18 protein-coding genes are annotated in these 22,487 nt (G+C 58.9%); 13 read left to right on the plus strand and 5 right to left on the minus strand.

The annotated features are described in order from the left end of the window. Positions 1 to 34: 34 nt before the first annotated feature. From JQ627_RS36870 to JQ627_RS36880, 3 genes are all read right to left on the minus strand, one after another. Entirely contained in the window at positions 35 to 1,849 is a 1,815-nt protein-coding gene (locus JQ627_RS36870; protein WP_212489240.1) for a chloride channel protein, read from the minus strand. 149 nt (positions 1,850 to 1,998) lie between these two features. After that, the gene (locus tag JQ627_RS36875) at positions 1,999 to 2,247 is read right to left on the minus strand and encodes a hypothetical protein (protein WP_212489241.1); all 249 of its coding nucleotides are present in this window, start codon (positions 2,245 to 2,247) and stop codon (positions 1,999 to 2,001) included. Then, entirely contained in the window at positions 2,244 to 3,437 is a 1,194-nt protein-coding gene (locus tag JQ627_RS36880) for a CaiB/BaiF CoA-transferase family protein (protein WP_212489242.1), read from the minus strand. Before JQ627_RS36880 ends, JQ627_RS36875 begins: the two co-directional genes overlap by 4 nt. 771 nt (positions 3,438 to 4,208) lie before the next feature. On the opposite strand from JQ627_RS36880, the gene JQ627_RS39445 reads away from it, so the two are divergent. The 5 genes from JQ627_RS39445 to JQ627_RS36895 all read left to right on the plus strand — a co-directional run bounded on the left by JQ627_RS39445 (position 4,209) and on the right by JQ627_RS36895 (position 7,754). After that, the gene (locus JQ627_RS39445) at positions 4,209 to 4,799 is read left to right on the plus strand and encodes a hypothetical protein (protein WP_249143701.1); all 591 of its coding nucleotides are present in this window, start codon (positions 4,209 to 4,211) and stop codon (positions 4,797 to 4,799) included. A 388-nt stretch (positions 4,800 to 5,187) separates the two neighbouring features. Further along, positions 5,188 to 5,391, plus strand: coding sequence for a polysaccharide biosynthesis protein (locus tag JQ627_RS39450; protein ID WP_249143705.1), 204 nt, complete (start codon positions 5,188 to 5,190; stop codon positions 5,389 to 5,391). After that, on the plus strand, positions 5,330 to 5,608 hold the full coding sequence (locus JQ627_RS39875) for an SGNH hydrolase domain-containing protein (RefSeq protein ID WP_409363840.1): 279 nt from the start codon (positions 5,330 to 5,332) through the stop codon (positions 5,606 to 5,608). The genes JQ627_RS39450 and JQ627_RS39875 overlap by 62 nt, the downstream gene beginning before the upstream one ends. A gap of 294 nt (positions 5,609 to 5,902) precedes the next feature. Next, entirely contained in the window at positions 5,903 to 6,745 is an 843-nt protein-coding gene (locus JQ627_RS36890) for an NAD(P)-dependent oxidoreductase (protein WP_212489243.1), read from the plus strand. A 79-nt stretch (positions 6,746 to 6,824) separates the two neighbouring features. Then, entirely contained in the window at positions 6,825 to 7,754 is a 930-nt protein-coding gene (locus tag JQ627_RS36895) for a glycosyltransferase family 2 protein (protein ID WP_212489244.1), read from the plus strand. Between the two features lie 6 nt (positions 7,755 to 7,760). Here the strand turns inward: JQ627_RS36895 and JQ627_RS36900 are convergent, their stop codons facing one another. Both JQ627_RS36900 and JQ627_RS36905 read right to left on the minus strand, forming a co-directional pair. Further along, positions 7,761 to 8,546, minus strand: coding sequence for an ABC transporter ATP-binding protein (locus tag JQ627_RS36900; protein ID WP_212489245.1), 786 nt, complete (start codon positions 8,544 to 8,546; stop codon positions 7,761 to 7,763). 5 nt (positions 8,547 to 8,551) lie between these two features. Then, positions 8,552 to 9,409, minus strand: a complete 858-nt coding sequence (locus tag JQ627_RS36905; protein ID WP_249143702.1) for an ABC transporter permease — start codon at positions 9,407 to 9,409, stop codon at positions 8,552 to 8,554. Between the two features lie 411 nt (positions 9,410 to 9,820). On the opposite strand from JQ627_RS36905, the gene rfbC reads away from it, so the two are divergent. The 8 genes from rfbC (at position 9,821) to JQ627_RS36945 (ending at position 22,469) form a co-directional block, all read left to right on the plus strand. Then, on the plus strand, positions 9,821 to 10,384 hold the full coding sequence (gene rfbC, locus JQ627_RS36910; RefSeq protein WP_212489246.1) for a dTDP-4-dehydrorhamnose 3,5-epimerase: 564 nt from the start codon (positions 9,821 to 9,823) through the stop codon (positions 10,382 to 10,384). A 12-nt stretch (positions 10,385 to 10,396) separates the two neighbouring features. Then, positions 10,397 to 11,446: a dTDP-glucose 4,6-dehydratase gene (gene rfbB / locus JQ627_RS36915; RefSeq protein WP_212489247.1), complete on the plus strand. Its 1,050-nt coding sequence runs from the start codon at positions 10,397 to 10,399 to the stop codon at positions 11,444 to 11,446. A gap of 8 nt (positions 11,447 to 11,454) precedes the next feature. After that, positions 11,455 to 12,339: a dTDP-4-dehydrorhamnose reductase gene (gene rfbD, locus JQ627_RS36920; RefSeq protein WP_212489248.1), complete on the plus strand. Its 885-nt coding sequence runs from the start codon at positions 11,455 to 11,457 to the stop codon at positions 12,337 to 12,339. 14 nt (positions 12,340 to 12,353) lie between these two features. Next, positions 12,354 to 13,223 carry a glucose-1-phosphate thymidylyltransferase RfbA gene (rfbA, locus tag JQ627_RS36925; protein ID WP_212489249.1) on the plus strand — a complete coding sequence of 290 codons (870 nt, stop codon included), beginning with the start codon at positions 12,354 to 12,356 and terminating at the stop codon, positions 13,221 to 13,223. Positions 13,224 to 13,292: 69 nt separating this feature from the next. Beyond that, positions 13,293 to 14,324 carry a hypothetical protein gene (locus JQ627_RS36930; protein WP_312015853.1) on the plus strand — a complete coding sequence of 344 codons (1,032 nt, stop codon included), beginning with the start codon at positions 13,293 to 13,295 and terminating at the stop codon, positions 14,322 to 14,324. A 415-nt stretch (positions 14,325 to 14,739) separates the two neighbouring features. Next, on the plus strand, positions 14,740 to 15,558 hold the full coding sequence (locus JQ627_RS36935; protein ID WP_212489250.1) for an ABC transporter permease: 819 nt from the start codon (positions 14,740 to 14,742) through the stop codon (positions 15,556 to 15,558). Next, positions 15,548 to 16,912 (plus strand): ABC transporter ATP-binding protein, encoded by a 1,365-nt coding sequence (locus JQ627_RS36940; protein WP_249143703.1) that lies wholly within the window; start codon positions 15,548 to 15,550, stop codon positions 16,910 to 16,912. Before JQ627_RS36935 ends, JQ627_RS36940 begins: the two co-directional genes overlap by 11 nt. Further along, the gene (locus JQ627_RS36945) at positions 16,905 to 22,469 is read left to right on the plus strand and encodes a glycosyltransferase (protein ID WP_212489251.1); all 5,565 of its coding nucleotides are present in this window, start codon (positions 16,905 to 16,907) and stop codon (positions 22,467 to 22,469) included. Before JQ627_RS36940 ends, JQ627_RS36945 begins: the two co-directional genes overlap by 8 nt. Positions 22,470 to 22,487 lie beyond the last annotated feature (18 nt).

Raw genomic sequence — 22,487 nt, forward strand, 5'->3', positions numbered from 1 at the left:
TTGTATGACATCGTCGGCGAGACGCATCCGCTGTCTAAAGCCGCGCTTCGTTAAGGGCGGTCATCTGTTCTGACGGGCCGCGGCGGCCAAGGCCGAAGAAGGCCGAGCGCTGCTTCTCGACGGACCTTGCGGTGGTGCGAATGCGCAGGAGATCTTTGCGGGCAACCAGGCCGACGAGATATCCGGTCGCGCGTTCGACGATCGGCACGCGCCCGACGTCGGCCAGGACCATCCGATCCGCCAGATGTGACACCGGTTCGTCGGGATAGCCGAGTGTGAGCGAGCGGTCCGAGGCGCAGTCGAACAAGGTGTCGCGACCGTCGGCGCTTTCCGCGCGCCAGCGCAAGACGTCCGCACGGCCGACGAGACCCGAGACCTGACCGTCTGCATCGATCAGCGGATAGGACTTGTGACGCCGCTCGTCCCCGGAGAAGAACGACACCGCTTCGCCGATCGACATTATTGCCGGCAGGGTATCGACGTCCGTCACCATCACTTCGTTGACGCGCAGCAGTTCGAAGGGATCGATGCCGTATTCGCGCACCACGTGCTGGCCGCGCCGCGCGATCTTCTCCGTGAGGATCGAGCGCTTGAGCAGCAGTACGGTGAGCGCATAGGAGGCGCTCGTGGCAATCAGAAGCGATCCGAGCAGCGGAAAGTCGCCGGTCAGTTCGGTGGCGAACAGGATACCGGTCAGCGGCGAGCGCATGGTGCCGCCCATCATCGCGGCCATGCCGACGAGCGCCCAGGCCCCATGCGACCCCGGCAGCAATTGTCCTTCGAGCCAGCCGACGCAGCCGCCGAAAATGAGAAGCGGCGCGAGTACGCCCCCGGATGTGCCCGACGCCAGGGCGACGATCCAGATCGCGGACTTTACCAGCAGGATCAGCACCGCGGCCGATACCACGATGTTGTCGTTGAGCAGGTCGCCGATGATGTCGTAGCCGACACCGAGCGCCCGCGGTTCGATCAAGCCGCCGGCGCCGACGAACAGTCCGCCGATCGCCGGCCACCACATCCAGTGGATTGGAAGGTGGCTGAAGAGATCCTCGACCTTGTACAGCAGCGTGGTCAGCAATCCCGATTGCAATCCCGCGACTACGCCGACGCCGATGCAGGCAAGCGGCCCCCACCAAGGCAGATCGAGCTGGCCGGCGAACGGAAAAAGTGCGCCGCTGCCGATCAGCAAGGGGCGCAGCGACGACGAGACCACGCAGGCGGCGATCACGGGGATCAGGCTGCGTGGCTTCAACTCGAACAGGAGAAGCTCGACGGCGAGCATGACGGCGGCGATCGGTGTCCCAAAGATGGCCGTCATGCCCGCGGCGGCACCGGCCACCAGCAACGCCTTGCGTTCGGCCGCGCTGAGGTGGAAGCATTGCGCGAAGAGGGAGCCGACCGCGCCGCCGGTCATGATGATCGGACCCTCTGCGCCGAACGGCCCGCCCGTGCCGATCGAGATCGCCGACGACAGCGGCTTGAGGACGGCGACTTTTGGTTGCAAACGGCTGCCGCCGATCAGGATCGCCTCGATCGCCTCCGGAATGCCGTGGCCCCGAATTTTCTCGGAACCGAAGCGCGCCATCAGGCCGATGACGAGGCCGCCAAAGGCCGGGGCTGCGACCATCCAGGCGTCGGGTTTCAGATTGGCTGTCGAGAGGGTCTGCGTGCTCAGCGTGTGCAGCCACACGGCATTGGTGACGAGCGCGATGGCGCGCAGCAACAGCCACGCCGTACCGGCGCCGCCTGCGCCGACGAAGATCGCCATGGCGACGAGCATGAGAACGCGCCGGTCTGTCGTGAAGTCGCCGAGGCGCGGCAGGGAATTGGCGGGGATGGGGCGGGGCATCGTGGTCCGATCGGGATAACGCGATTGTGAGGGATGATGAAGTGGCGCCGGTCACATCGGCCGGCGTCGGAAATATATCGTAGAGCGATATAAATCAACGGATCATTGTTGGCAGGAAGGCCGGTTCGCAGATCAGGCGAGAAGGCAGCCTAGCGCGGCAGCTCGAAAATTCGGGTGATGCGGGTATGGGCTCGGCACCGCTTCAGATGCTCGCGCGAGCAAACCGCGAGGCAGGATTTGAGCAGCACGGCGACGATGACGCGTGGTTCTGCTCCCTGGAGCATGATATTCTTCGACCCGAAATCGCCGTGGCAGATTGCTTCGGGCGGGCCGGAGAGGATCCCCGAGCCGTGCGCATGCCCCAGCAGGCCGCGCGCGTTGGCGCTGGGCGACGTCAAACGACCTTCACTCGTCTCAGTTCGGCAATTTCGTCAGGGGCGAAGCCGAACTCGGCAAGCACTTCGCTCGTCTGCTCGCCGAATTCCGGCGGCGGCGCTACCATCTGGCTCGGCGTGCGCGACAGCGTGACGGGTTGGCCGACCAGTCGAATGTGGCGGTCCTCGTCGTTCGGAACGTCCTGCGCGATACCGAGATGTTTGACCTGCGCGTCCTCGAACATCTGGTCAATGGCGTAGATCGGTCCGCAGGGCACGCCGGCGTCGTTGAACTCGCGGACCCAGGTCTCGGTCGACTTCGCCACCGTGCGCTTCTCGATCTCGGCGTTGAGCGCGTCGCGGTTCTTGGAGCGGGCAGGCGCGGTCACATAATCAGGGTGGCTGTAGAGCTCCGGCGCGCCGATCGCCTGCGCGCAACGCTCCCAGATCCGCCCGCCGGTCGTGGCGATGTTGATGTAGCCGTCCGAGGTCTTGAACACGCCGGTCGGGATGCTGGTCGGATGGTTGTTGCCGGCCTGCTTGGCGACCTCCTTCTCCATCAGCCAGCGCGCGGCCTGGAAGTCGAGCATGAAGATCTGCGCCTGGAGCAGCGAGGTCTGCACCCACTGGCCCTTGCCGGACACCTCGCGCTCGAGCAGCGCGGTGAGGATACCCATGGCGCAGAACAGACCCGCTGTGAGGTCGGCGACGGGAATGCCGACCCGCATCGGGCCGTCACCCGGCGCCCCGGTGATCGACATCAGTCCGCCCATGCCCTGCGCGATCTGATCGAAGCCGGGGCGCTTGTGGTAGGGGCCGTCCTGGCCGAAGCCGGAGATGCTGCCATAGACGATGCGCGGGTTGATCTCACGCAGGCTCTCATAGTCGATGCCGAGCTTATTCTTCACGTCGGGACGGAAATTCTCGACCACGACATCGGCTTTGGCGGTGAGGCGCTTGAACACGGCGAGCCCGCGCTCGTCCTTCAGATTCAGCGTCATCGCCCGCTTGTTGCGGTGCAAATTCTGGAAGTCGGACCCGCGTCGCGGCCCACCCGGTTGCTCGCCGCCGGATTCCTCGGTCAGCGCGTCGATCTTGATCACGGTGGCGCCCCAGTCCGCGAGCTGCCGCACGCAGGTGGGCCCGGAGCGGACGCGGGTCAGATCGAGCACGGTAAAGCGCGACAGGGCTTCTGAGGCATGCGGGAAGGGCATCTTGAATGGCTCCGAGTGAATCTCGCTACCTTAGTGGTCGAACCCACCGCTGGGAAGCTTGTGAGGAAACCGGAGTGCGTCGTTCACGCTAGAAGGCGCTCTACAGCCGCGAAAAAATGCTCGTCGCTCTGGGCGCAATCTGGTCTACCTTCGCTGGCAGAGCTTCTAGATTTGATCATCCCAAGGCCGATGATGGGACGACGAAACCGCAGTCTCGCTTGGTTGAAATCCACCATGCTGCAAGGTGGAGGTCCGCTGCACAGTTGACTCGCGGCCCACCTGAACGCTATGAGGTAGGTTTGTGAATCTGATTGCGGGGAGCCATGTCGGTTCTCGTGGTTTTTGCTGTACTGATAGTAGTGCTCGGTGCCTACGGCCTTCTTTATTGATGGCTTATAAGTTCCGAGATACGGGGTCTCGATTAGCCCTTGTAAATGAGAGCCGAGGGCATGGGCTGATTGCGCAAAGATGGTCCTTGAGGGCAACCGCGACGTATGTCCTTCTTAGAGTTCCTCATTTTCGCGGGAACGCGCAGCGCTTGCTTGTTTGGGCAGTTCTCGGCCGACGTCGTCTTAACGTCGAGCCAACACCTGGTTGCGGGCCGGTGGTTTCATTTCTGATGCTCGCGTCACACTTGGGAGCTCGCGCTCTGAGCTGCCGGCAAACAGGGCCGATTCCGTTTCTTGCGTCCATCAGTTAGCAAGATCGACCTGTTCTAGGCCACACAGGACCAAAGAATGTGTCGCCCACATTCTGAGGAGCCTTGGTCGAATGACGCCTCTGTTGAGTCTCACCTTTCGTAATTTTCTCTGCCCTGCACGATGCGCTTGTTACGGCCATAGCTGTGCTCGCGAGCTTTTATCTACGCGCGACTCCTTGCTCGAGCGCTTACCTGTCCTTTTTCGCATCCTGCCGTTCTTCATCGTCCTGAGCGTAGTCGTTTGTTATTTGTTCAATCTGACGACAACGAAATGGCGCTTCTTTTCGCTTCCCGATGCACTCAGCGTCCTTCGTGCGGCTACGGTTCTCACCGTTTCTCTCGTCGCGCTGGACTACGCTTTCTTGGCGCGCAACGTCTATGAAGCGTTCTTCTTGGGCAAGATGACGATCATTCTGTACTGGTTCCTTCAGGTATTCTTGCTTAGCTCATCGCGGTTCGCGTGTCGCTATTTCCGCTACACGCGTAAGTTACATCATGCCCGCCAAAGCAGAGCGGCTCCAGCATTGACGGTCGGCCAGGCCGCCGATCTTGAGATTCTTCTCCGCGCGATTGAAAATGGCTCGGTAAAGGCTATTTGGCCGGTAGGCCCATTGTCCCTATCGCGTGCCGATAGGGGCAACTGGTGCGCAATATCCCGATGAGAAGATCTGCCGGATGTGGTTCGGGACTTTGCAGATCGCAAATGATCGATTGCACGGCTCGTAATGGGCGGCGCTTCCGCATTCGAAGCCGATGCATATCCAGAGAAAATTCCGTTTCAGGCTCGGAAGCTCGGGCTCGTCGTAAGCCGCTTGCCATCCTTAGACGGCGAGGGGAGTGCCTCAGTTAAGGCCGATCGCGATTGAAGATCTATTGCTCCGAGCCACGCAAACGATTGACCATGGTCGTATCGAGCAGCTGGTCAAAGAGAAAGCGATCCTCGTTACGGGGGGCAGGATCAATCGGCTCTGAGATATGCGAGCGTGTCATTCTCCATCGAGCAAGCCGAGTTCTCGTGATCGATAACTCCGAGCCTGAGTGATGGAGGCGATGTCGGCGCGCACTCATGCGAAAATAGAGGGCAGAATAGTTGACGTGCGGGATCGGAATCGTGTTTTCCAGCTATTGCACGAGTTTAAGCCTGACATCGTTTTCCACGCTGCCGCACTGAAGCACGTTGATCCTGACACACATGCGCTTACCAGAGAAGTCCTTAGACAGATCGAATCCAGCAACGCAGGTGTTTTTCTTTGATGCATGGCATGCCATTTGCCATGGCAATTCTTGTCCGCTAAGCGACCGCGCGCAGACCTTTTACAAAGATCAGCATCATCTGACCCTCTACAAGGCTTTGAGGCTACAGCATCTCGCCTTTGCGGACCTTTCGCGTTTTCTTGTGGGGCCGTACAAACGCCAGTTCTGCCGCATGTCGAGTGTCAAAAAGGTCAAGCCGGTGAGCAGATCCCCTTAATGCTGATGCTGGGCATCACTAGTCGTCCAATTATCCCAAAAGAGAAAAGCCCGGCGCTGTTACACGCCGCTTCCGACTAGCTTAATACCCAGTGCCAACCTAATCACAGGTTGTGAGTTTTTCATGTATGAGGTGCCTTCCGCGGCTCACCTAGGCCAGGCTGAGGCTTGAATTCGGGCGAGCTTAACCGTAACCAGCGGAGGCGATTGGGCGTAAGGCAGATTGACCGATATAGGACATCCCGATTGTGTTGTTCGCTGAAGGACGCTGCGCCGCCGCAGTGAGTTGATGGAGATGCAGAGTTTGGTTGTGGGCGCCACCGGGATCGTCGGAGGCTACATCGTCGAGCATCTGGTCAGTTCCGGTGAAGCGCCGCTGGCGTTGTCCCGGGCGCGGCATCGCAATTGCGGAGTAGTGTGGCTCCAGGGTGATCTCGCCGCGCCCGAAACCTTGAAGCCGCCTTCGTTCGAGACCTTGTATTGCACCGCCGAGGTTGGTCTGTTGGCGAATGCGTTGCCGCATATGTATACGCCGACGCTGAGGCGTGTTGTCGCCTTCACTTCCACCAGCATCGTCACGAAAATAGAATCCGAAGTCGCAGCAGAGCGCGAACTGCTGCAGCGGCTTGCTGAGGGGGAGAAGCGGCTGATCGCTACATGCGAGCGATATAACGTTGGTTGGACAATCTTGCGCCCGACCATCATCTATGCAGAGGGCCGTGACGGCAACGTTTCGCGGCTGGCGCGGCTTATTCGACGGTTCGGTATGCTACCTTTGATGGGCAGCGGCGCCGGGCTGCGGCAGCCCGTGCATGCGGAAGACCTTGCGATCGGCGCCATTGCCGCGGCCGCAAGCGACGCAGCAATCGGCAAAACCTATGCGCTGCCAGGCGGTGAGACGATCAGCTATCGTGAGATGGTCGGCCGGATTTTCGACGCGCTCGGTAAGCCACGCCGGATCATATCCGCGCCGCCGTTTGTCTGGCGGCTGGGATTTGCGCTGACGGAGCCGTTCTTTCCGAATGCAAATGCTGCTATGGGCGCCCGGATGGCAAAGGACATGGTGTTCGATCCCGCGCCGGCGGTCCGCGATTTTGGCTGGAATCCGCGGGGTTTTTATCCGCGATTTGAAGAATAAGATGGTCTAAAAGACGCCGTGTCTATTTCCAGCGCGGCCGCGACGTGGCTGCGAGAGGCTCAATCAGGAACTATCTCAGTTGCCGCTAGCAAGCACTAAAGTCGTCATTCTGCTCGCGACCAGAAACGGCGCGGCATTTATTCAGGAGCAAATCGACTCCTATCGGGCGCAAACCTATCGCAATTGGGAATTGCTGGTGTCCGATGACGGCTCGACGGACGATACGATCAAGATCATCGAAGAGTTTATCAAGCAGGTTCCCCAGCGGGTGGTGGTGCGGCGAGGGCCGCAGATCGGTTTCTGGCAGAACTTTGTATCGTTAGTCCGATCTGACGATATCGATGGTGACCTGTACGCCTACAGCGACCAGGACGACGTATGGTTTCCGGAGAAACTTGCGAACGCCGTGAGCTGGTTCGAAGCGCGTCCGACCGATCAGCCGGCTCTGTATTTTACGCGAACCGAGTTGATCGAAGAGGGCGGCGCGCCGATTGGCTTCTCGCCGCTGTTCGTGCGCGCGCCGACCTTTCAAAATGCTCTGGTGCAGAACATCGGTGGCGGCAACACCATGGTGTTCAATCGGGCGGCGAAGTTGGCGCTTCAGGCCACGCCGACCGACGTTGCTCTGGTATCGCACGATTGGTGGACGTATCAGGTCGTGACAGGGATCGGCGGCACCGCGCATTACGACCCCTGGCCCAGCCTACGATACAGACAACACGTGAAGAATCTTGTCGGAGCGAATGTCGGTCTGCGCGCGAGGCTTATTCGTTCGTCCGCATTCTTGGGCGGCCGCTTCGCAACGTGGAATGATGTCAACCTGAACATGCTAGGCAGCATGCGAAGCCTGCTAACGCCGTACAACGCACTCGTGCTCGCCCGGTTCACCCAAGCGCGTTTGGTCGCATGGCCGAAGCGGCTGTGGCTCCTTTGGAAATCCGGTGTTTACCGGCAAAGCTTTCTCGAGAATCTCGCGCTTTTCGTTGGGGCACTCTTTGGCCGCCTCTGAGCGAGCTCACGCCACATCGACGGTGCCTCTTTGCGTCTCCGCGTACATTTCGAGGATCTCCTCGAGGGAACCTGCAGCTTTGATCATGCCCCGATCCATCCAGAGGGCCTTGTTGCAGAACTGGCGGCAGGTCTCCGCACTGTGGGAAGCGAGCACCAGGATGCTTGCCTTCGCGACGAAATTGTCGATGCGATGCCTGGCTTTGGTGATGAATCTGTCGTCGCCAGCCATGATCCACTCGTCCATCAACAGGATTTCGGGGGCAAAGCTGGTCGCCACCGCAAAGGTCAATCGCGTCATCATACCCGAGGAATAGGTGCGCACCGGGATGTCCAAATATTCGCCAAGCTCCGTGAAGTCGGAAATGTCCTGCATCTTGCCGGCGATTTCGTCGGGCGTCATGCCGAGGATTAGGCCGCGCATGCGGACATTCTCATAGCCGCTGATGTCCGGATCGATGCCAAGGCCGATGTCAAGCATCGGAGAGATCGTTCCGCGAGTGCGGACCGTGCCGACGACCGGCTCATAGATGCCGGCCATCACGCGCAGCAAGGTGGTTTTGCCGGCGCCGTTTGATCCGATCAACGCGACCCTATCGCCGGCGGCGATATGCGTCGAGACGTTTCGCAGCGCTTCGACGACGATGCGGTGGTTCGCGTCGGCTGCCAGATGGCCACCAGAGCTACGGAACAGCAGGCTCTTCTTCAACGACCGCGACCCGCCATGATAGATGGGAAACGACACGCTGACATTTTCCATCGTCATTTCTGACTGAATTTTGTCGGTATTCATCGTCTTCAGATCCAGTAGGCGATACGCGAGCGAAAGCGCGTGAAGACCAGTCCGGCAAGTCCGAGATTGATCGCCGTGATTAACAGTGCGGCAAGGTAGTTCTTGAGGTCGGGTACATTTCCCAACAGCGGCGTTCGCACGATCTCGATCAGATGGAAAAACGGATTGATATCGGCGATGTACACCCGGCGATGGAGCAATTCCGGCTTCCACATGATGGGTGTAACAAAAAATATTAGCTGCACGACCGAATTGATGAGCGGCGGAATGTCGCGGAATCGGGCTGACAGAATGCCAATATAGATCGTCGCCAGCGTACCGTTCAACACCAGGAGGATCAGTCCGGGAATTGCCAGTAGGGCTGTGGCGCCGGGCCAGATCCCAAAATAGGTCACGACCCCAAAATAGATCACGAAGTTATGGGCGAAGATGATGATCTTGCTCCAGCTCGACCGATAAACGTAGATCGAGTAGGGCAGCCGGACCTGCTTGATATAGGACTCGGCCGCTGTGAAGATGATGCCGCCTTCGCTGAGGAAGGTCGCCAGAAGATTCCAGACCAGCAGACCGGTGCAGAGGAAGGGTAAGAAATTGCGAATCGGAGTTTTGAACAATTCAGCGTAGAGGAATCCTAGCGCAACCACCATGATTGCCGTGCTGGCAGTGAGCCAGAACGGTCCAAGCAGGGAGCGGCGATAGCGCTGAAGGATGTCGTTCCATCCCATTCGGCCCCACAGACGCCAAGCGGCGAACCCGTCCCGAAGGTCGGCAATCGCCATTTCGCTGGCCCTTTGTCCTTCGCCCCAAGTGACGGTCCCCGCCGGATGTCCATCGCCGCTTCGTGTTTCGACAGTCGCTAACATCGATTGATTTCCACTTCGCAGGTCGGATCTTGTCCCGGAAAAGCGAAACCCACTATAATACCATCAAGGTGCTGGCACCCCCTGCGATCCGCCAAACAACTGATATTGGAACGCAGCCCTTCGTCCCGCTCAACAAGACGGGGCGCATGGCAATCCAGATCCCATTAGGCATGCTTGAGGTTCCGGGAATGATGCCTTAAGCCATAGAACGTCAGATGCGTCTAGCGCGAAGATGCTTGAATAACTATAGGCATCGGGCGGGTCGGTGTGAGGGAACATCCGTCGTTGCAAGCGGTCCCTAACGGGGCATTGCGACACGGAAGCCTGGCGCGAGGCAGAATTCCGTTGATCATCCTCGGCCAATCGGGGCAGAGGCAAGCGAGCACAGGGGACCAACGTCCGAAAATGGCTATGAAGATAGAGCGCCTTGAGATTCCGGACGTTCTGCTGGTGACTCCAGCGAGGCATAACGACCCCCGAGGATTTTTTTCGGAGACGTTTCGTGCGGACGTGCTGCTTGCGAAGGGCATCGCAGCAGCGTTCGTGCAGGACAATCACGTGTTGTCGACCCAAAAAGGCGTGCTGCGTGGATTGCATTACCAGCTTCCGCCGCATGCGCAGGGCAAGTTGGTGCGCTGCTCGCGCGGAGTAATTCTCGACGTTGCCGTCGACATCAGGGCAGGCTCGCCGACCTTTGGCCGCCACGTGGCCGTCGAGTTGTCGGCGGCGAACTGGCGTCAATTGTGGGTGCCGCCCGGCTTAGCTCACGGTTACGTCACACTGACCGATGATTGCGAGGTCATCTACAAGGTGACCGATTATTACGCGCCAGACTGCGATCGTGGTATCGCATGGGACGATCCCGACCTCGCCATTGATTGGCGGATTTCGGGGGGTGACTTGGTCTTATCGGACAAGGATCGGAAGCTGCCGCGCTTGAAAGATGTCCCTCCGAGCTTCCAATTCGGCGGTTGAGGAGCTGGCGCAATGCGGGTGATCGTGACTGGAGGAGCCGGTTTTATCGGATCGGCGGTATGTCGACATTTCATCGCCGATCTCGGCCATGACGTCGTCGTGGTCGATAAATTGACGTATGCCGGCAATTTGGCGTCGCTGACGCTGGTTGCGAACAGTCCGCATTATGCTTTCGAAAAGCACGATATCTGCGACGGCGCCGCGATGGCTGCGATCTTCGAGAAATACCAGCCGGACGCAATAGTTCATCTCGCCGCCGAGAGCCACGTCGATCGTTCGATATCCGGCTCCGACCTGTTCTTGAAAACCAATGTCGTCGGTACATTCACGCTGCTCGAGACGACCCGCCGCTACATTGCGTCGGCCGGGAAAAAGGCGCATGATTTCCGGTTCGTGCACGTCTCCACGGACGAGGTTTACGGGTCACTGGGAGAGGACGGGCTGTTCACCGAAACCACGGCCTACGATCCTAGTTCTCCCTATTCGGCCACCAAGGCTGCTTCCGACCATCTGGCGAAAGCCTGGCACCGAACCTACGAAGTACCCGTTATCGTCTCCAATTGTTCCAACAATTACGGGCCCTATCATTTTCCCGAAAAGCTGATTCCGCTGGTTATCCTCAACGCACTGGATCGCAAGTCGCTTCCGGTCTATGGCGACGGCTCCAACGTCCGTGATTGGTTGTTTGTCGACGACCACGCCCGGGCGCTTGGCGTCATTCTCGCAAAAGGCAGGCCCGGCGAAACCTACAATATCGGCGGAGGCAACGAGCGGACCAACATCGAAGTCGTCCGGCAGATCTGTTCGTGGATGGATCGACTGCGCCCGAACGACGCCTCGCATCACGAGCTGATTTCGTTCGTTGCCGATCGCCCGGGGCACGACCAGCGTTACGCGATTGATGCCAGCAAGCTCGAAACCGAGCTGGGATGGCGAGCGCGGGAAACGTTCGAAACCGGGATCGAAAAAACAGTGCAGTGGTATATTGCGCGCGAAGATTGGTGGCAGCCGTTGCGGAACAAAGTCTATGGCGGCGAACGTCTCGGTCTGGTGGGGTCGTGAATCCACAGATGCGGATCTATGTGATTGGCAGCGGGGGGCAGGTCGCTCGGTCGCTCCGTGAGGCTGCGGCCGCCGACAAGGAGATTGAGTTCGGCTTTGGCCGACGACCGGACGTCGATTTGCTGGACGCAGTTTCGATCGAGCGAGCCATTGCCGCGTTCCGTCCCGACGTGGTGGTCAATCCCGCGGCCTACACGGCGGTGGACAAGGCTGAATCGGAACCCGATCTCGCATTTGCGCTCAATCGCGATGGCGCAGGCCTTGTAGCAGCGGCGGCCGCGGATCAAGGCATTCCGGTCATCCATCTGTCGACCGACTACGTCTTTGACGGGATGAAGACCGGCGCCTATGTCGAGAGCGATCCGGTCAACCCGCAAAGCGTCTATGGCCGCTCCAAGTTGGCGGGCGAGCTAGCTGTCGCCGACGCGAACCCAAGGCACGTTATCTTGCGCACGTCCTGGGTCTACGCGCCGTTTGGAGGCAATTTCGTGCGCACGATTCTTCGCCTTGCATCGGAACGCGACCGGCTGCGGGTAGTGAATGATCAGGTAGGTTGCCCCACATATGCGCCGGACATCGCCGACGCGATCCGCGCCATAGCCAGACGGGTGGCGGGGGGCTGGCAGCCGCATTATGCGGGTGTCACGCATCTTGCCGGACCCGACCCGATGACTTGGTACGCCTTCGCGAAACGGATCACCGATCTCGCCGCGTCCCGCGGCGGGCGGTCCGTATTGCTTGACCCGATCTCGACTTCCGATTATCCGACAGCTGCCGTCCGACCAGCAAATTCGCAGCTTTCGAGCGCGAAATTAGCGACGGTGTTCGACGTCGGGCTGCCTCCGCTGAAGCAGTCTCTGAAGGATTGCCTAGATCGTCTTCTTGGGATTTGAACGGGAGATCTGCTTTGAAGGGCATTATTCTTGCTGGCGGGAGCGGCACTCGCCTCTATCCCATGACGCTCGTGACCTCCAAGCAGTTGCTGCCTGTCTACGACAAGCCGATGATCTACTATCCGCTGACCACGCTGATGCTGGCCGGCATCCGCAGCATCCTGATTATTTCGACGCCGCAGGACTTGCCGTTGTTCGAGGCGTTGTTGGGAGATGGCAATCAGTGGGGGTTGTCGCTGTCTTACGCGGTGCAACCTAAACCTGAAGGTCTGGCGCAGGCGTTCGTGATCGGCGCCGATTTCATCGGCGGCGACGCCTCTGCGCTCATTCTCGGGGACAACATCTTCTTTGGCCATGGCCTGCCAAATTTGCTGGCGAGCGCCACGTCGCGGACCACCGGCGCCACGGTGTTTGCTTATCGCGTCGCCGATCCGGAACGCTACGGGGTTGTCGCGTTCGACGAGCAGCTCAATGCGACGTCGATCGAGGAGAAGCCACTACAGCCGAAGTCGAACTTCGCCGTTACGGGGCTCTACTTTTATGACAACCGTGTCGTCGATATTGCGGCCAACATCAAACCGTCAGCGCGCGGTGAACTGGAAATCACCGATGTGAACCAGACCTATCTCGAGCGCGGAGAGCTTGCGGTTGAATTAATGGGGCGCGGTTTCGCTTGGCTGGACACCGGTACGCCAGACAGCCTCTTGGAAGCCGCCGACTTCGTGGCCACGCTCGAGCGGCGGCAAGGATTTCGAATCGCCTGTCCTGAGGAGGTGGCTTTTGGCCAAGGATACATTGATCGCGATCAGCTGGCACGCCTAGGCGCCGCACTGGGTAAGAGTGCCTATGCGCGCTACGTTAGCGACCTCGCCGCAAGCCGGTGAGCCCGGACTCTCCGAGCATCGCCGCAGGTCATCTCGATGCTTCGGTGAGGCAGCAACAAGGACAATAACGTGTCTGGCCAGGCCTTAACCTTCACCAGCGATCTCGCTGTTGTTTATCTGGCACGTCATGCCGAAGGAAAAGGACCGGTCTCGAAATTCATCGAATCCTTCGAGCGTTATCCGCCGGGGATTGCACATGATTGCGTGGTCATTAAGAAAGGCTTCCCGCCGGGGAAGTCCGCACTCGACAAGGTCCTGAAGCGCGCGTTCCCTCATTCCATTTCAATATCGGATGACGGCTTCGACATTAACGCCTATGCCAAGGCTGCTGCGCAGCTTCCGCACAGGCATGTGGTCTTCCTGAACACGTTCTCCGAAATCACGTCTGACAACTGGCTTCGCAAACTGCACTCGGCATTTGCCGATCCGGCGGTCGGAATTGCTGGGGCCACCGGTTCCTATGAAAGCCCGCTCAGCAGCATGAAGAACGTCCAAAAGGGATGGTGGCTGTTTCAGAATGAGAGGATTCCAATACCGGACGGCTTCCAACGGTTGTTCCGAGCAATCAGGACGGGGTTGCCGAAGCAGCTGGCGACTAAAGTGGTGGCCACCGCGATATCCCATTTCGCCGCGCGCTCGTCACGCCACGACTGCACACTGGACGACAAGTTTGAAACGTATTGGGCCAACGAGATCGGGCCCGGCGGCGCGCTGGCGCGCCTGAACGATATGCCGGCTTTTCCGAATCCGCACGTCAGAACGAATGCCTTCATGATCGAGCGGCAGGTCTTTCTCGATACGCTGCCCGAATCGATCGAAACTAAGAACGATTCATACCTGTTCGAGAGCGGATCGGATGGGCTCACGCGGCGTATTCTTCGGCGCGGCCTGAGAGTGGTCGTGGTCGGTGCGGACGGCCGCGCGTATGCGATGGATGAATGGGCCGAAAGCGGAACATTTCGCCTCGGAGACCAGCGCAACCTTCTCGTTAAGGACAACCAGACCCGGGCATTCCAGAACATGAACGCGGCCGAGCAGCGTGCCTTTACGACGATGACCTGGGGCGATGATCAAAGCTCCCGCCGGCCGGCCGGCTCCTGAACAGGCGAATCCAGCGGAACCCTGATCGCCGCGATACTGAAGGATTAACACCGCGGAGGGCGTCGATGGATTTGTGTTGCTTGGCGCAGGTTGGTAAATAGGGCCGCCCAATGGGCGGATTTGCCTCGGTGGGCTAAACGGGCCATTCGACGGACTTTAAATCGACCTTGAACTGAGATTCACAATTTCTTGGGAGAAAAATGCGCATTTTCGCGAAGGTTTGCCTCGCGCAATTGCCTTCCTCGCGTCGGCTTTACGTGCAGGTTGGGACGGCGATGGGACCGGGGTGCGAGCGAGGTGGCGTGGCAGGAAACGGGTGGCCCGGAGGTCCGCCGCCGCTCTGCGGCTGCCGGTTAGTGCTGTTCAATGAAAAACCATGGAAGCCGCGATCCGAAGCTGCAGCGGTTCTTGATTGATGCAGGATTTTTCGATCTCTCCGCTGAAAATGTTGCCAAATCTGTGGTGCAACCGCAGCCTGATACGTGCCTTGGTGCATCGGGAGGTTGTCGGGCGCTATCGCGGATCCGCGCTCGGACTCTTCTGGTCGTTTTTCAACCCGATCCTGATGCTGCTCATCTACACCTTCGTCTTCAGCGTGGTTTTCAAAATGCGCTGGAATGTTGGAAGCGACTCGAAAACTGAGTTTGCCATGGTGCTATTTCCCGGACTGATCGTATTCACGCTTTTCGCCGAATGCCTGAACCGTGCGCCCAGCCTAATCCTGACCAACGTGAACTACGTCAAAAAGGTGATCTTTCCGCTGGAGATACTTCCTTGCGTGGCGCTCGGCTCGGCGATCTTCCATGGCGCGGTGAGCCTGTGCGTATGGTTGATCGCGTATCTGTTCTTGTTTGGGATGCCGCACCTGACCATCGTGCTAATCCCCCTGGTCTTGCTGCCGCTGCTGCTTTTCATCCTTGGAGTGAGTTGGTTCCTGGCCTCACTCGGTGTCTATTTGCGCGACGTGGCGCAATTCATGGGCATGATCACTACGGTCCTGATGTTTTTGTCGCCGATCTTCTATCCTGTGAATGCGTTTCCGCAGAAGTATCGCAGTCTGCTGTTCCTCAATCCGATCACGCCCGCGATCGAGCAGGCGCGAGATGTGTTGTTCTGGGGAAAGGTGCCAGATTTATCGATGTTTCTGGTCTATCTTCTGGGCGGGGCCTTTGTCGCGTGGTGTGGTTTTGTCTGGTTTCAGAGGACGCGCCGGGGGTTCGCCGATGTCCTCTAGGGAAACTGCGATCAAGGTTGAGAACCTCAGCAAATGCTACCAGATCTACAACAAGCCGTACGATCGTTTAAAGCAGTCCTTGTTTCCACGGCTCGGAGCGTTGATCGGCAAGACGCCGCAGCAGTATTTTCGTGAATTCTGGGCGCTCAGAGACGTTTCCTTTGAGGTAAAGAAGGGCGAAACCGTTGGCATTATCGGGCGCAACGGCAGTGGAAAATCGACGCTGTTGCAGATGATCTGCGGAACCCTTAATCCGAGCGGTGGCACGATCAAAGTCAAGGGTCGAGTGGCGGCGCTGCTTGAGCTCGGGGCGGGCTTCAATCCGGAATTCACTGGGCGCGAGAATGTCTATATGGCCGCCACGCTCTATGGGCTGACCCAGGCGCAGATCGGCAGCCGTTTCGAGCAGATCGCTGCGTTTGCCGATATTGGCGAATTCATCGAGCAGCCGGTGAAGACCTATTCGAGCGGCATGTATGTCCGGCTGGCGTTTGCGGTGATTGCGCATGTCGACGCCGATATTCTTGTGGTCGACGAAGCGCTCGCAGTCGGGGATGCGGTATTCACCCAAAAATGTATGCGCTTCATACGAGCGTTTCAAAAGCACGGCACCTTGCTATTCGTCAGCCATGATACCGCAGCGGTGCAAAATCTGTGCGAATCCGCGATCTGGCTGTCCCACGGCCAGGTCCGGATGACCGGCACGTCGAGAGAGGTCTCCGAGACCTATCTTCAGTTCACGCTGCAGGAAATCTACGGCGAGGAAGCCAAGCTGATTTCGGTCGCGTCGGACCAGGCGGCTGGCGGGCTTGCGTCTGCGTCGCCGGTCGATCCGGATGCGGCGCCAGCCGTGGATTACGGCGCGGTGGCCAGCGTGCGCGACAACGCCGCCGCCGCCACCGGCTGGAAGACCGGCCACGCCGAGATTCAATCCGTTTCTTTAACGAAATTGTCAGCCAATCCGGAAGGAATTTACGAAGGCGGCGAGCGCGTTCGCATGACCGTGCGCGCCAAGGCACATGGTCCACTCGACAAGCCGATCCTGGGATTTCTGATTCGCGATCGGTTGGGGCAGGATCTGTTTGGAGAGAATACGCTTCCGTTCACCGATCGCATGCCGATTCGCATCGGGCCGGGCATGACATTCGAGGGCGTGTTCGAGTTCCGTCTGCCGATGCTTCCGAACGGGCAATATGCGGTCATGGCGTCGGTCGCAGACGGCGATCGCTACGACAACATTCAGCATCATTGGATGCATGATGCGTTGATCGTCAACGTTGCCTCAAGCAAGATTCGTTACGGGCTCGTCGGCATTCCGTTCGAGCGGGTAGAGTTGCAGGTTACGAATGATTAAACGAACGCTCCACGAGCTCTACGCCAACCACACCGGAAAGATGTCCGACAAGTGGTCGCTCTATGTCGACGAATATGAACGCCTGTTCGCATCGATGTGGGATCATCCCGTCCGGCTGCTGGAGATCGGTGTCCAGAACGGCGGCTCACTCGAGATCTGGTCACAGTTTTTTCCGAAGGCGCAAGCCATTGTCGGCTGTGACATCAATCCGGATTGCGAGCGCCTGACATATGGTGACCCGCGCATCGGCGTCATCGTCGGCGACGCGAATGATCCGCAGACCCAGCAGCGCATCCTGCAGAGGTCCGGACAGTTTGATATCGTGATCGATGACGGGTCTCATCTGTCCAGCGACATCGTCAAAACTTTCGCGCTGTATTTTCCACATCTTGCAGAGGGCGGAATCTTCGTTGCCGAGGATCTGCATTGCAGCTATTGGGACAAGTTCGAGGGTGGACTTTACTATCCCTATTCCTCGATGACGTTTTTCAAGCGCCTTGCAGATGTCATCAACCATGAGCATTGGGGGATGCCCAAGGCCCGCGGCGAAATTCTGCGCGGCATCTTCGGCAAATACGGCTGCGAGCTGGCCGAAGAAACTCTGGCACTAGTTCATTCGATCGAGTTCATCAATTCGATGTGCGTGGTGAGGAAATCGCCCGCCGGCAGGAACGGCCTAGGTCTGCGCGTTATTTCCGGTGGCTTGGAGCTGGTGGTTCCGGCCAACAAGGAATGGAGTGGTACTCCGTACAAACTGGATCCGATCTTCGACGAAACCAATAATGTTTGGTCCAATCTCTCAACGGCTCCTGAAGAGATGTATGTTGAGACGGTGCGCGACCTTGGTCGGTCGACCGAACTCATTTTAGATCTGAAGGACAGAAACGAACAGCTAAGTCGTGAGCTCGATGAAATTCGCGGATCGACCAGTTGGCGAATGATGGCAGTCCCGCGGCTTTTGGCAACGTACATGCGGACCCTGGCATCCAATGCGCCTGGCACGGGCAGTCTGCTTCCGAAATTTAGCGCAGGGGTGAGGTCGCTGCGGCGCTCCTTTTCGAGGAGTAATTCGACGACCGCCGACCGCCTTCGTAAGTTCGTCTTGCGACACGGGTTCAATTTTTATCAAAGGCGCATGAAGCACACACAGTTGGGCCGGGCCATCGCACAATATGTGCGCGATCGCGGACTGATCAGTTCGTTCGACCTTCATTCGAGCTCGTTCCCGCAAGGCAGCCTGGAGATCGTCGCGTCCGGGCCCGCGCACGCCTTGGACGCCGAAGTCCATTCGCAGGTACCCGGCTATCACCTGAGCCTCCCGCTAAATTTCGAGCTGGCGGATGACCTCGCCGTTCGCCCCTGCGTCAACGTGCTGTTGCCGAGTCTCCGGCTCAAGAACATGTCCGGCGGACCCAATACCGCGCTACTGCTCGCGTGCATGATGGCGGAGCGCGGCGAGCGTATCCGACTAATCGCCTGCGATGCGCCGTTGGAGGGTGAAGACGCCGCGTTACTCCCCTATATGGAGCGGCTATTGAACCGGCCGGTCGCCAGGGACCGCTTTGAGATCGTCGATGGCTTCGACCGCACCAGGCCGATCCCGATCGGTATCCGCGATGTATTTTTCGCGACGGCCTGGTGGACCGCCCAGATTGCGAACTACGCCGTTGGCAAGACCGTGAATAAGGCTTTCATTTACCTGATCCAGGATTTCGAACCGATTTTACACGAGGGTTCCACCTTTCAGGCCCGTGCGTTCGAAACCTACGGTCTGCCGCATATCCCGGTGATCAATACTCAACTCCTACTCGATCATTTGATTCAGGAAGGTGCGGGACACTTTGCGGATCCTGGATTTGTGGCCGATGCGCTATGGTTCAATCCGGCCCTCGACCGTACCCATTATTTTCCCGTCGCTTCTGCACAACCTGGCAAGAAAGTACTGTTGTTCTATGCGCGCCCAAGCATCGCCCGTCGCAATCTGTTCGAACTTGGTCTAGTCGCGCTGCGTCGGGCCGTCGCGTCCGGCGCGATCGACAAAGACAACTGGGAAGTGTGGGCGATGGGCGAAAAGATCCCGCCGATTGCACTCGGCGAAGGCGTCATGCTCAATCCGCTGCCATGGATGAGCTTTGACGAATATGCCCGACGCGTGCGTACCGCAGATCTCATGCTGTCACTAATGCTGTCGCCGCATCCGAGCTATCCGCCATTGGAAATGGCTGCCTCCGGCAAGCTGGTCGTCACCAACAGCTTCGCGGTGAAGACGGCGGAACGCCTGCGGGCATTCTCCCCCAACATCATCGTTGCGGAGGCGACTGCTGAAAGCGTCGGCCAGGCCGTCGTAAACGCGGCGGGACGGATTAATTGCGGATTGCCAAGTTACGATCCCTCTGGCGCGATGGAATTACCAACTGACTGGGATCAGAGCCTTATCGGGATAGCTTCGAAATTGATTGCGCGACTGGAGGCCATCCGCGAGTCCGCGCAGGAAATGACGCAACTGGCTGCGCCAGGCCTGCCGTACCTGCCGAAGAGCGACTACGAAGTATATCGCAAGACGAGCCTCACCCGTCGTCGCTCGGATGGAATGTACCACCAGACGCCCGGCCTGCTTTCGTTTGTAACCACGGCCTACAACACCGAGCCTCGGTTTCTCGAAGAACTTGGCGTTAGTGTTTTTCTTCAGGACGGCGGGGTGCATTTCGAATGGCTGATCCTTGACAACGGCTCCACAGAGGAGGGGACCCGTCAAGCCCTCGCACGGCTCGCGCGCCATCCCGGCGTGCGGCTCGAACGCGTGGAGAACAATCTCGGCATCATTGGTGGAATGCGGTACTGCCTTGAGCGGGCGTCCGGCCGTTACATTCTGCCGCTCGATTCCGACGATTTGATTGAGCCCGATTGCGCCCACGTTCTCACTCGCTTTATTGAAGATAACAATTATCCTGCGCTGCTCTTCACCGACGAAGATAAGCTGGATTCGGGGCGATTTCATTCGGCGTATTTCAAGCCGGATTGGGATCCCGTGCTGTTCGTCCACTCATGTTACATCGCACATCTTTGCGCCATCGACCGGGAGTTGGGAATCCAGCTTAGCTTATACAGCGACACCTCTGCCGAAGGTTGTCACGACTGGGACAGCTTCATCCGTTTTATGCTCGCCGGCAAAGAGCCGAAGCATGTTCCGGAAGTGCTTTACAGTTGGCGGATACATACTGCATCGACATCAGGAAACATCGAATCGAAATCTTACATTACCGAGTCGCACCGTCGGACGCTGCAGAGGTTTCTGGATCGCTCCGGCGCAATGAACGTCGACCTCGTGAACAGTCCGCTGTTCCAATACAATGTAGACTGGTGGTTCCGGCGAAAGCGATCGGATGCGCAATCGATTCAGACGATTCTTATTGGCGTAGCGACTGACGCCGCGGAAGCGGTAGCGGACCCAACAGCGGTTGTGCTGCGGTGCGGAAACCTTGCCGATCTCGCCGATGCCATCGATGGGATCGGCAGCGATCTGGTCCATTTGCTCTGGACCGGGGTCTTGCCACTCGACGACGAGTGGCGTTGGGACGCCATGGCGCTTCTTGAATTGTTCAACGATGCGGTGATGGTTGGCGGCAGGCTACATGACGGCTCCGTAATCGTCGATGGCCCACGCGTTTTCGGCTTCGGCGATGGCTGCGATTGTCCGGAGCGGGGACGCGCGCTAACCGACCCCGGCGAAGGCGCGCGCATGTGGAAGGCGCATTCGGTTTCGGCCGTCTCGACGGCGCATTGCGTTGTCAGGACATCGTTTCTGAAGCAGTGCCTGGTTGAGCTGCGGCGCGAAGTCGTCGGGATAGAAATGCTCGGCCCATGGCTCGGGGCGTTGGCGGCGGAGGCGGGTAAGCGAGTGGTCTATTCGCCATTCATGCTTGGCCGCCTAGAGGGAACTGACGTCGCGGTTGCTTCCGAGAATGAGACCGCGCGCTGGTTGTCGCGCTTTTGGTCACAGCTCCCTGAGACGCGATTCTACTCGCGACGACTCGGTTTGACCCACGACACGGCCTATGTCGCCGTTTCGGAACTGGCGCGTCTTAATCACCTGCGAGTCCTGCAGCAGCGCACGCTTCGGTATGAAGATTGGCTGACGTACGATTTAAGGTTTCGCCGCGCGCGCTACCCGACGCCGGCTAACCCAGCGACGATCTCAATCGTGACGCCGGTTTACAATGGCAGCGACCTTGATCTGCTCGATGAGCTAGCGCGGTCGATCGGCCGACAGACTCTGAAGCCTTCGCAATGGCTACTGATCGTGAATGGAGCGATGCCCGGGGCTGCGCTTGCGAGGATTCGCCAGCGTGCCGAAAGCGATTGGGGGGCGCGAGTAATCGTCGAACCCAAAACAGTCGGGATTGTTGCGGCGCTGCGTAGCGGACTTGAAGCATCTACTAGTGGCTACGTCGTTCCAGTCGATGCTGACGACCTAATCACTGATGATGCTATTCAGATCCTGGCGCACCAGATCGATGCGAAGCGTCATCCCGATTTCCTGTTTTCGGATGAGGACGCGCTCATCTCGGGCCGGCCGGCTGCGCCCTATCTACGGGGAGCCTATGATCCGTTGCTATCGTTGGACAATTCTACCATCTGGCATCTCTGCGCCATGAAGCGCGAAGCTGCTATTGCAGCCGAGGTCTATTGCGACGTGGGGGCGAACTGGTGTCAGGACTGGGACAGCGTATCCCGCATCGCCGACAGGGGCGGGCGCATCGAACATGTTCCTGAGATTTTGTATCATTGGCGGCAACACAGCGGTTCGACCACCAACAATTCCGGAGGTGACGCGCGCCAGCTGGAATCGATCAGATATATTCTAGAAAGACAGATAACACGCTGCACCAAGCCGCAGAATTTTGAGATTGCCGATTGGCCCGAAAGCCGCGGTGCGCGCGAGCTCTATATCGCGCGGCGGCCACGCGATCTGCCCGAGTTTATCTGGTATGGCGACGCACTCGCGGACGGCCAGTTGTCTTGTGGTCAGGATGCGATCATGGTGTTCGCCGGTGACGGTGTGTCCATCGATAGCAGAAGTGTCTTCATTGAAGCGACTCGCCTGTTCGAGCTGCACCCGCGCGTGGGCGTGCTTGGCGGCAACGTCGTGAATGCAGATAACGTCATCGTCGACGGATGCTATATGAGAAACACGAACGGAGAACTAGAGACGCCCTGGACAGGCCGCGCCGCCACCGACGGCGGGCCATATTCATTGGCGTTGAAGACTCAGGGGGTCGACCTGCCCGGCGCCGCGCTGGCGTTCTTCCGTGTTTCGGCCCTTAAACAGGTAGGATTGTGGCCGTTGCCACCGGGAACAAATCAGGCGTCGATCGTGTGGCAGATAAGTGCGGGACTTGCAGCGGCCGGCTGGACTGCCGGCTTCTCGCCGTTGATTCGTGGTCGTGCGCTAGCAGCATTGAAACTGGATCACGCGGCGAGACCGCCGGCAGCCCAAAACTCTGCCGCTTCTCGCGCCCTTGTCCGCTATGGCAGGTCTCGCAATTTCGTTCTTTGAAAGGCCATGCGCCGTTCA

The organism is Bradyrhizobium liaoningense, assembly GCF_018130785.1.
Classification (GTDB): domain Bacteria; phylum Pseudomonadota; class Alphaproteobacteria; order Rhizobiales; family Xanthobacteraceae; genus Bradyrhizobium; species Bradyrhizobium liaoningense_A.